General features: G+C 57.6%; 5 protein-coding genes and 1 pseudogene. 3 read left to right on the forward strand and 3 right to left on the reverse strand.

Annotation, left to right across the window (positions count from 1 at the left end):
• Positions 1-222 precede the first annotated feature (222 nt).
• Positions 223-4,359: a hypothetical protein gene (locus NW815_RS13245; RefSeq protein WP_414387743.1), complete on the forward strand. Its 4,137-nt coding sequence runs from the start codon at positions 223-225 to the stop codon at positions 4,357-4,359.
• Between the two features lie 27 nt (positions 4,360-4,386).
• On the opposite strand, the gene NW815_RS13250 is transcribed toward NW815_RS13245, so the two are convergent.
• Genes NW815_RS13250 through ffh form a run of 3 tightly spaced genes read right to left on the reverse strand, consistent with a single transcriptional unit; the run spans position 4,387 to position 7,428 of the window.
• Positions 4,387-5,448 carry a histidinol-phosphate transaminase gene (locus tag NW815_RS13250; RefSeq protein WP_414416111.1) on the reverse strand — a complete coding sequence of 354 codons (1,062 nt, stop codon included), beginning with the start codon at positions 5,446-5,448 and terminating at the stop codon, positions 4,387-4,389.
• Between the two features lie 48 nt (positions 5,449-5,496).
• Positions 5,497-5,955 carry a tRNA (cytidine(34)-2'-O)-methyltransferase gene (locus tag NW815_RS13255; protein WP_011431928.1) on the reverse strand — a complete coding sequence of 153 codons (459 nt, stop codon included), beginning with the start codon at positions 5,953-5,955 and terminating at the stop codon, positions 5,497-5,499.
• Positions 5,956-5,964: 9 nt separating this feature from the next.
• Entirely contained in the window at positions 5,965-7,428 is a 1,464-nt protein-coding gene (gene ffh / locus NW815_RS13260) for a signal recognition particle protein (RefSeq protein WP_414398875.1), read from the reverse strand.
• 166 nt (positions 7,429-7,594) lie between these two features.
• Between ffh and NW815_RS13265 the strand changes: the two genes are divergently transcribed.
• Both NW815_RS13265 and NW815_RS13270 read left to right on the forward strand, forming a co-directional pair.
• Positions 7,595-9,043, forward strand: coding sequence for a carotenoid oxygenase family protein (locus NW815_RS13265; protein WP_414387962.1), 1,449 nt, complete (start codon positions 7,595-7,597; stop codon positions 9,041-9,043).
• Positions 9,044-9,735: 692 nt separating this feature from the next.
• Positions 9,736-10,305 (forward strand): annotated as a pseudogene (locus NW815_RS13270) (hypothetical protein); the annotation flags it as partial.

Consider the following 10,305-nt stretch of genomic DNA (forward strand, 5'->3'; position numbering starts at 1 on the left):
TGCTGATCGCGTCAGCGGGACGGAGTCCTTTGTCGCTACGCGACGCTAACGCGAACGCGTCAGCGGGACGGAGTCCTTGCATTTCACAAAAGCTTGAATTGAATCGAGATGTTTTGTGAGTTTGCAAATGGCTACATAGGTAGTTGTGGGCTACGTGGGGATTATGAAAAAAATTAAGACTTTTGGCACAGCGGCAATTTTCGCCAGTAGTCCGGCACTAGGATGGCTTCCAAGTATACCCGGCGGGATCCCATGTATGTATATTGCCCGGAGGAGTTTCTGGGAAGCAGAACCCAGTGCAACCTAGAAGCATTGATAGAACGGCTGGAAGAGGGGGGTCGCACCCTTTTGAGCCAGTTGTTTGACGTTCGTTACCCTTACTGGAAGCGTAATCTCCGCAACAACATTCGCTTGGTGGGGGAGCTGCGCTATGTAGGCGAGGTACCCGTTCTGGTTTTGTTTGGCCTCTGGCCGAGAGGCAGTCACGAATACCGGGAGTTCTTAGACCGACGGCGAGATCCGGATTATCAAGAACGGGTGCGGAGCTGGGTGCCCGATGACCGTTTGCAGGCGTGGCTGGCGCAGCGGCACGAACCAGGGGATCCGCCAAACCATCTCCCCCCTCTGCCCGACGAGCTGTATGAATGGACACAGTTCTTGAATGCTCCCAATCCGCAGGAGCGGCTGGTGTTGGAAAGTGGGGAATGGGTTCGGCAAGTACGGGCCCTTTCTCCAGAGCAGCGGCGCCAGGCTTACCAAGCAGTATCCCGCTTGGTAGATGACATTGAAGGCAGGCTCTACCGGCAGCTCCCGCCGTTTTATCTGGAGGCAGAGGTCAAATGCTGGCAGGAGGGATCCCTGTATCTGGCCGTCAGCTTGGTACAAGTCTGGGAGCAGCCAGGGAGATTGTTTCCATTTCTCATTGGAGTTTACGACCACGCCCCAGAGCAAAAGGAACGGTTTGAGCTGGGATGCCAAACCTGCCTCTTTGGGATGAAAGCCAAGCAGCCAGACATTCTCCAGCACCCGCAACCTTTGGAGGTGTGGAAGCGGTACGCCCGTCGCGCCTACCCCGACTACATGGTGGCGGATGAGACCATTTGGTTGGAAATGCAGGAGATCACAGAGGGAAATTTGGCTTTGTCCATGGAGGAGGAAGAAATCCTGCAGAGTACATCCATGCCCCTACTGATCAACGGAAGGGCCGGGAGTGGCAAATCTCTGATGTTGTACTACCGCTTTGCCGACTATTGCAGCCACTACCTCAAAACTTCAAAACAGAGACCTCTTGAGTACCGCCCTCTCTTTTTGACCTATAGCCCAAGCTTGGTGCAGCAAGCCCGCGACAGGGTAAGTTCAATTTTGCGCATCAGCCACCGCTATCGGGAGGAGGGGTGCAGCTTCTCCACGGAGGAAATTCAGCAGTGTCAAGCTTTTTTTAGCACTTTTCAGGATTACCTGCTGAACTGCCTTCCTGCCGAGCGGCAAGAACGCTACCAACCGGATCGGTATGTCAATTTTTATCGATTTCAGAGCTGGTATTGTGGTCGCCGCGATGTAGAGCTGGCTTGGCACACCATTCGCACGCTGATCAAAGGCTATGAGGTCAGTGACTATTTGGATCCCGATAGCTACCGAGAATTGCCTGAGGCCGACCGCAGTGTGGATGAAGAAGCCTTCGAGCGGATTTACGAAGAGATTTGGCCGGGTTACCGGGATCGAACCACCCATGAGGGCTACTGGGATGACCAAGATTTGGCCAGAGATGTGCTGCAAAATGGCACTCTTAATCCTATTCATCCAGTCATTTTTTGCGATGAGGTTCAGGACTTTACCCAACTTGAGCTGAATATCATTTTTTGCTTATCTCCTTGGGGAAAATACAAGTTGGATTGGGCTATTGATCGCCTGCCCTATGCCTTTGCCGGGGATCCCTTGCAAACCATTAACCCGACGGGATTTCGTTGGGCTGCTCTGAAAAAATATCTCTACGAGCATATCCGCGCCTACTTGTTGCCGAGCCATCCCTTTGAGATTGCAGGCCCGCAGGAGCTGAGAAACAACTATCGCAGCAATCCACAAGTTACTCGTTTTAGCAATGTAGTCAACCTGTGGCGGCGAGTTCTCAGCAAGAGTCGAGAAATCTATCCCCAACAGCCCTGGCGTCCCCATGAGCAGGGCATGCCGGTTCAAAGGTTTGTGCTGGATGGTCAGGAAAGAAACTTAATCGAAGATGAGCTTAGAAAAATGCTTAGTGATCTCACAGGAACAGTCTGTATCTTACCCTGTCCTGTGGGAGAGGAGCTGAACTACGTGCGTCAGGATCCCGAACTCCAGAAGATCTTTGCCGAGGAATTGAAGCAGAATCTTAAACCACCGCTCCTGCAAACTGCTACGTCTGTTAAGGGAATGGAGTTCAAAAAAGTTATCCTCTACAAGTTTGGAAACGCCTATCGACAAAACTTTAACCGGCAGCTTAATTATTACGCCCGAGGAGCTGGGGAGGCGATATCCCTGCAACTCCATTATTTTCTCAACCAATTGTATGTCGGCATTACCCGCCCCATCGAGGCCCTGGCCATTGTGGACACCTCTGCCGGTTGGCGGGAGTTCTGGGATCCAAGCTTAGAATCCAACTCTTGGCTCGATCATCCTTCTCTGCAACCGGATCGGTCGGAATGGGAGACCGACCCACCGGTATTGGGTTACCCTGTCAAAGGCATCAATATCCAGTACTGGACCAATACAAGCTTGGAAGATCTGCAGGAGGCAGCTCTTGAGCTTCTCAGGCGCGGCATCGAGGAGGGCAACCTCAAACTTCTGGAGGATGTTCAAACTCTGGCGCGGAAGGCAAAAAAACCACCTCTAGAACAGGAATGTCAGGCCTGGCTCCTCAAGCTCCAGAGGGATTACGTTTCCGCAGGGCAAAAGTTCCTGAGCCTGGAGCAGTCTGCTTTGCCCAACAAAAATCTTAAACGAGAAGCCTGGGAGTGCTTTTGGAGAGGGAAGGCCTGGTTGGAGCTGCAGCGTAACGCCGCCTACTTTGCCGGATGTCCTGGGATCCCAGACTACAGCCCCTTGGTGGACTTGATGGTGGTGGTGCAAAAAAACTCCGCCAAGCCTGCAGAGCGCTTTCGACAACTGGTGCGGGTGCGAGATTGGCTGAGCGTTGAAGTCAGCCCCAAAGATAGGGACTTCGTCCCGCTTACACGAACGGATTCCACCTGGAAAGAGTGTGTACAGCAATTTTTGGCAGAGCTTGAGCAAGTTCTCAACAACTTGGGAACTTTCTGCCCCCAGGAAGAGGCCCGCAGCTGGTTTTTGCAAGAGACCCTTGAGGCTTTGAAGGGACGTCTGGCCTTTCTCGGCCAGCGGCAGCCGTTCGCGAATCAGTACTACAAGATTTGGGGTATCTGTCACTTCTATCGGCAGGAATTTGAGCGGGCGGTAGAGGTTTGGGATCAGGGGGGCCAAACGGAGCATTCCCCCTACTACCGGGCCAAGATCCACCTGGAACCCCTTCCCGGCAAGGTGAGGTGGCTATCCAAAGACCGCCAAGACTCGGTGGTGCTGGACCGATGGCAAGAGGCAGGACGTCCCCTCACAGGCGAGTGGGCAGAGTACATCGGCGACGTCGTCACCAGTCTGGAGCGCTTGAAAGACTGGCCGCTGATGCTGCGAGTTCTGATCCAGTGCCGAGAGTGGGAGAAGCTCTGGAAAACGGTGCAGGCCCATCCTCAGGCGTGGCAGCGGGGACATGACTACGAGCTGGTGGCTGCCATGGCCCGGGATATCCGGACCAACTGGGAAGACTTAAGGCGCAAATCCCCTGGGCTGCGAGATTTTCTGCAGGAAGTGGTTACCAGCACACAGATGGAGCGGGCCTGGTGGCTACAGCCCCTGGAGGTAGGCTTGGCTTGTGAGCGATTGGGCCACTACCGAGACACGCTCAGGTTTTACGAGCGCTTCACCGAAAGCAGAACCGGCAGGCTGACCAGGCAGCAACGCTCTCAAATTCGGCAGCGCTGGCTGGTGACCCACCAAAGGTATCAAGAGGTTCTCCAAGCGGAGGGGCGCCCAACAGATCGTTTGGCGGAGGAGTTTCGACAGGCTCAAGAGCGTTGGAGGGAGCAGCTGCCCCAGGCAGAACCTGAGCTGGACGAACGGGATCCCTGGGCGCTTGACTTTGTGGAGCACCCCAGCCCTGTCCAAAGTTGGCTGCTGCAGCGGGCCCAAACCGACACCCAGAGCCGACTCAGAGCGGAAATCGCCCAGGCGCTGGAGCATCTGGACGAACGACACTTGCAGCAGGTGCACAGCTTGATCCAGCGCTTTTCGCGCGCCGACCCATCCACCTAGGCTGGCTCCGAACGCAGGCCGGGAGGCCTATTGCAGGATTTGGCGCAGGCGCTCCAAGGCCCGTCGGTTCTCTTCAGGGGTGCCCACCGTCAGACGCAGCCCCCCACCCGTGTAGCGCACACCAGTCCCCAGCTCCTGCCAGGCCCGCTGCAGCTCTTGGGGATCCCAGCCGGCCACCCGGAAGTAGAGGAAGTTGGCTTGGCTGGGCCACACCCGCACCCCTGGCAGCTCCTGCAGAGCTCGATAAAGGGCTTCCCGCTCCTGACAAATTAGCGTCACGTCGGCCAAAAGCTCCTCGGCATGCTCCAAAGCCATCTGAACCGCCCACTGAGAAAGGGCCGTGAGGTTGTAGGGCAGGCGGATCCCATCCAACACCTGCACAAGCTGCGGATGACCTACGGCATAACCCACCCGATAGGCCGCCAGACGAAAAGCTTTGGAAAAGGTGCGTAAAATCACCCAGTTGGGATGCTCTGCCAACTTGGGCAGGGCTGTGTGCCGGCTGAACTCAAAATAGGCCTCATCCAAAATCACCAGAATCTCTTCGGGCAGCCCTTCCACCCACTCCCACTCTGCAGCCGTCAGGCCGTTCCCCGTCGGCGAGTTGGGATCCACCAGGCACACCACCCGAATCGGATGCTCCCTCAAGGCTTGTTGACAGCGCTCCAGATCCAGAGCAAACGTCTCCGGGTCGCGGGGAACTCGCACCACCGGGATCCCCAGGCTCTGGGCCAGGATGGCGTACATGGAGAAGGTGGGCTCTGCCACCAAAATGCCGCCCCGCCCGCCCAGACAGGTGGCAATCAGCAGGGAGCGGATCAGCTCATCCGACCCATTGCCCAGGCTGATCTGCTCTGGCTCCGCTCCGGCATAGGCGGCGATGGCCTGCTTCAGGCCCCGGTGGTGGGCATCGGGATAGCGGTTGCTGGGGATCCCCTTTTCCCAAAGGAGGGAGAGCTTCTGCTTGAAGCCCACCGGCCAATCGAGGGGGAACTCATTGGCATCCAGCTTGTCGGCAGCCGGGGCAGGCACGGCGTCGTAGGGCTTGAGGTAGAGCAAGTCGGGGCGCAGATACTGCAGAGCACACATCTTCCTGACGGGGAGAAGTAGCTATTATATCAGGGCCAACCCGACCACTTATTCTTTTGTCAGGGATCCCTGCTGACGTAGCGCCTCAAAAAGGGCAATCGCTACGGCATTGCTGAGGTTCAGGCTGCGCACCGGCCCCCGCAGTGGGATGCGCACGCTGGGATAGGTTTCCAAGAACAGAGGATCCAACCCCCGGCTTTCGCTACCGAACACCAACCAGTCTCCCGGCTGATAGGTTACTTCCGTATAAAGGGCTTTGCCGCGCACGCTAAAACACCAGAACCGGGCCTCAGGGTGGGCCTGCACCAGAGCAGACCAAGAGGGGTAGCGATACAGTTGGACATGCTGCCAGTAGTCCAGCCCCGCCCGCTTGAGGTAGCGATCCGAAAGGCGAAACCCCAGAGGATCCACCAGATGGAGAGGCGTATCGGTGGCTGCACAGGTGCGGGCGATATTCCCCGTGTTGGCCGGGATCTCTGGGGCAACCAAAACAACGTGGAAGGGCATAATCCTATCCTACTTGCCCCCAAATCCGCGGTTGCCGCCCCCTTTTTTGCCCCCACCTTTGCCCGGTTTGCGGCTGGGCTGTTGCCGAGAGGGAGAGGCCGTTGAACGTCCGCGCCAACTGGGATCCCCGCCGGGAAGAGAGGTACGCCCACCCCCCCAACCCATACCGGGAAAACCGCCACCCATGCCCATGTTGCGCATCATGTCGCGCATGCGTTGAAAATCACTGACCAGTCGGCTGACATCCTCCAGCTTGTGGCCAGATCCGCGGGCCACCCGTCGTTTGCGGCTGACGCTGCGGGCCAACAGATCCGGGTTGCGCCGCTCTTCGGGGGTCATGGAGTTGATCATGGCTTCGGCGCGGGCCAGTTGGTCTTGTCCCTTTTGCAGTTGTTCCTCGCTGATTTTGCCCATCCCTGGCATCAGTCTCAGCAGCCCTGCCAAGGATCCCATGCGTTTAATTAGGCGCATCTGCTTGAGGAAATCGGTGAAATCAAACTGGGCGGTCATCATCTTCTCCGCCATGCTGGCGGCATCTCCCAGGTCGATTTCCTCTTGAGCTTTTTCCACCAAGCTGAGGATATCCCCCATACCCAGAATGCGGGAGGCCATGCGATCCGGGTAGAAGGGATCCAGCGCTTCCACCTTTTCGCCAACACCGATGAACTTGATGGGCTGACCGGACACTTGGCGAATGGAAAGGGCGGCTCCACCGCGGGTATCCCCATCCAGCTTGGTGAGGATGGCCCCAGTGATGCCCAGGCGCTCGTGGAAGGCTCGGGTAAGGCTGGCCGCCTCTTGGCCGATCATGGCATCCACCACCAGCAGGATCTCGTGGGGCTGCACCGCCGCCTTGATCCGCTCCAGCTCCGCCATCATCTCCAGGTCAATCTGCAAACGACCGGCAGTGTCCAAAATCACGTAGTCGTAGCCCTGCTGTCGGGCCGCCTCCACCCCTTGCCGGGCGATCTCGACGGGATCTGCTTTGCCCAGGTCGAAAACGGGGATCTGAATTTGCTGGCCCAGCGTCTTGAGCTGGTCGATGGCCGCCGGACGGTAGATGTCTCCGGCCACCATGAGAGACTTCTTGCCCTGCTTGCGCAAATACAGAGCCAACTTGGCGCAGGTGGTGGTTTTCCCGGATCCCTGCAAACCGGCCATGAGGACAATGGTGGGAGGCTGCTCCGCTTGGGCAATGGGCACGTTGGCTTCCCCCATCACTTTCACCAGCTCGTCGTGGACGATCTTGATGAACTGCTGATCCGGCGTCACCCCCAGGATGACCTCGGATCCCAGGGCAGCTTCCCGCACATCCTCGATGAACTGCTTCACCACCTGCAAGTTGACATCCGCATCCAGCAGGGCTCGCCGCACCTCCCGCAGAGCTTCTTGAATGTTGGTTTCGGTGATCTTGTCCTGGCCGCGCAGCTTTCTCCAGGCCAATTCCAACTTCTCGGAGAGGGCATCAAACATGGGTGCTGTCTATCCTGTCAGGCGCTTCGGGGGCATTTCCTACCATAGTCGAATCGGGGCGACTCCATCTTGGGGATCCCAACCAAGGTGGCTATCCCGGCCCAGAAAAACTGGCGACTTCACAAAAGTTTAAGCAACAATAGAGGGCGTTGCATGCAGATCTTCCATGGTCAGCGTCGCTTCCCTTCCCTACAGCACCACCGACTGGCAATTGGGCTATCGCTCCCTATCCCAGGAGTACGACTATTGGATTACGGAGATCGAAGGACGGATCCCGGCAGGGTTGCGGGGAACCCTGTTTCGCAACGGCCCGGGCAAGCTGGAGGTGGGATCCCAGCGCTACGGACACCCGTTCGATGGCGATGGCATGGTCTGCGCCATCACCTTTGTGGAGGGGAAGGTTCATTTTCGCAACCGGTTTGTGCGCACCCGCGAGTTTGAAGCAGAGGAAAAAGCCGGTCGGGTGCTTTACCGAGGGGTGTTTGGCACCCAAAAGCCGGGCGGCTGGTGGAGCAACTTTCTCGACTTGCGGTTTAAAAATCCCGCCAACACCAATGTCATCTACCAGGGAGACAAGCTGCTGGCCCTGTGGGAGGCCAGTGCCCCTTACCGGCTGAACCCGGCCACCTTGGCCACCGAGGGGATCGAAACGTTTGCAGGAGGGATCTCGGCCAGCCAGCCTTTCACTGCCCATCCCCGGCGGGATCCCCACACGGGAGATCTCATCGCCTTTGGGGTGCGGGCTGCCCAGAACTCCACGTTGCTGTTTTATCGTCTGGACTCGCGCGGGCGCTTGGTGGAAAAGCGGGATTACCGCCTGCCCGGTTTTGCCTTCCTGCACGATTTTGTCTGGACACCCCGCTACCGTATCTTTTTCCAAAATCCCTTGGCTTTCAACCCCCTGCCGTTTGTGTTGGGCTGGCAACCGGCGGGCACCTGTTTGACCTTGAAACCGGGGGAGCCGACCCGCATCTGGCTCTTTCCCCAGGGCGACGAGCCGCTGCAACTGGAAGCGGAGCCGGGGTTTGTTTTCCATTTTGTCAACGGCTACGAAGTCGGGGATCGGGTTGTGGTGGATGCCGTCCTCTATGAGAACTACCCTGCCCTGGAGCCGGATGCCGATTACCTGCAGATTGACTTTGCCCAGATTCCGGCGGGCAAGCTGTGGCGGTTCTATCTGGATCCCAAGGGGGGCAGCGTGAAGCGGGAACTGCTGCTGGATCGCTCGGTGGAGTTTCCGGCCATCCACCCGGCTCGAATGGGGGGATCCCACCGCTACATCTACATCGGGGCCACCCATGCCCCCGGCCCCAATGCTCCCCTACAGGCCATCCTCAAGCTGGATACCGCCACAGGCCGCACGCAGCAGTACAGCTTTGCCCCCCGCGGCTTTGTGGGAGAACCGGTGTTCATCCCCAATCCAGAAGACCAGGGAGAAGAGGCAGGGTGGATCGTGACGGTGGTTTTTGATGCGGCCAGCCAGCGCTCTCAAGTGGTGATCCTAGAAGCAGCCGACCTGACAGCCGGCCCGGTTGCGCGGATCCCATTGCGGCACCACATTCCCTATGGCCTACACGGCAGCTTCACTCCGCAGGTGTGGGCAACGCCTGCCTAAGCGATGAGCTTCAAGATGGCTGAATGGATCCCCTTGGCTGAGGGAATGCAATCCAGCCCTTAGAGAGCCCTGGGGATCGGTCAGTTGGATCCCGGCTGTGCAAAAACACCTCTATTGGCTCCAGTCAGCGTTGCTGGAAAAAACTACAGATACTCAAGATCAATATCAATGGCCCTGTCTGGGGAATAGACATCCTGCAGCCTGAGAACCATTCCCTTGGAACAGTTGCTACCATTGGCTACAGGTCGGCTACAGTGTTGACAACTGCGGGCAAGGGCAGCTGCTAGGAGTTTCCCAATAGAAGCAGAATGGAAAAACGCTGTTGGGCATTGTTAGGCTAATGGGTGGTGTGCTGAGCAAGCCTTGGGTCAAGAGCAAAGCTAAAGCTATAGCCTGTTTTTGCAACGGTAAATGTCTGCCGCCGAGCATTCTGAATTGACAGCAACGGAACCGTCACAATGTCCTCCGATCTGAGACCTCCCTTTCGACCTGTACGGCCCCCCAGACCCAGCTCAACCGGCGAGGCCAAGGGATCCCTGTCATCAGCGAAAGCTCAGGATCCTGCGGCAGCTCTTGGTGCTGTTCGCAACAGCGGGACGGAGTCCTTGCAGCCTGTTGTCAGTACCACTGCTAGCTTGGAAGAAAAGAAAGAGCGAGTCTGTTTGGAACCCATCCCCCCGCCTGGGGAGAAGATGCAATACCGAGCCATCGGCCTCATCGAAGGGCAATACATCCCCTCCCCAGAGCACTTTACCCGCGGGATTTTGCGCACCTCGGATGGCTTGGATCTGAATGCCGTATTGCTGGGCCGGGTGATGAGCCTGGTACGCAAGCATCTACGGCCGGAACGCAACTATCTGTGGGTGGTTTATCCTCGCACCCGCGACAAAACCGAAGATCTGCACGTGCAGTTGCTGGGGGTGTGGGCCCCAGAAGAAATGGGGCGAACTCTCCCCGAGGGATCCCGTCCAACAGTGGTGCCGGATTGGTTTTCCATCCGGGGCGAGGTCGTTTTTCAATCGCAGGAGAAAGGGTTCATCATTGTCAAGATCCGTCAATCGGGCAAAAAAGCTTCCGCCAACTCTCCCTCTCAGCGAGTCCAGAAGGATGGAGCCGCAGCCCCCAAGCCCCAAGCCTTCAAATTGCGCCTGATCGGATCCCTGCCGGGCAAAGGGGTAGGCAATTTCTGGGATCTGCAGGTGCGCCGCCGCGGATCCCTGCTCTATGTGGAGGCGGGCACTCCCATCGGCCCAGTACTCAAA

This window comes from Synechococcus sp. R6-7 (assembly GCF_047461695.1).
Classification (GTDB): Bacteria; Cyanobacteriota; Cyanobacteriia; order Thermostichales; family Thermostichaceae; genus Thermostichus.

Bases quoted from the DNA above. Each gene is read 5' to 3' on its own strand.
- NW815_RS13245 (WP_414387743.1), top strand. From the start codon at position 223: ATGGCTTCCAAGTATACCCGGCGGGATCCCATGTATGTATATTGCCCG.
- NW815_RS13250 (WP_414416111.1), bottom strand. From the start codon at position 5,448: ATGTGTGCTCTGCAGTATCTGCGCCCCGACTTGCTCTACCTCAAGCCC.
- NW815_RS13255 (WP_011431928.1), bottom strand. From the start codon at position 5,955: ATGCCCTTCCACGTTGTTTTGGTTGCCCCAGAGATCCCGGCCAACACG.
- ffh (WP_414398875.1), bottom strand. From the start codon at position 7,428: ATGTTTGATGCCCTCTCCGAGAAGTTGGAATTGGCCTGGAGAAAGCTG.
- NW815_RS13265 (WP_414387962.1), top strand. From the start codon at position 7,595: ATGGTCAGCGTCGCTTCCCTTCCCTACAGCACCACCGACTGGCAATTG.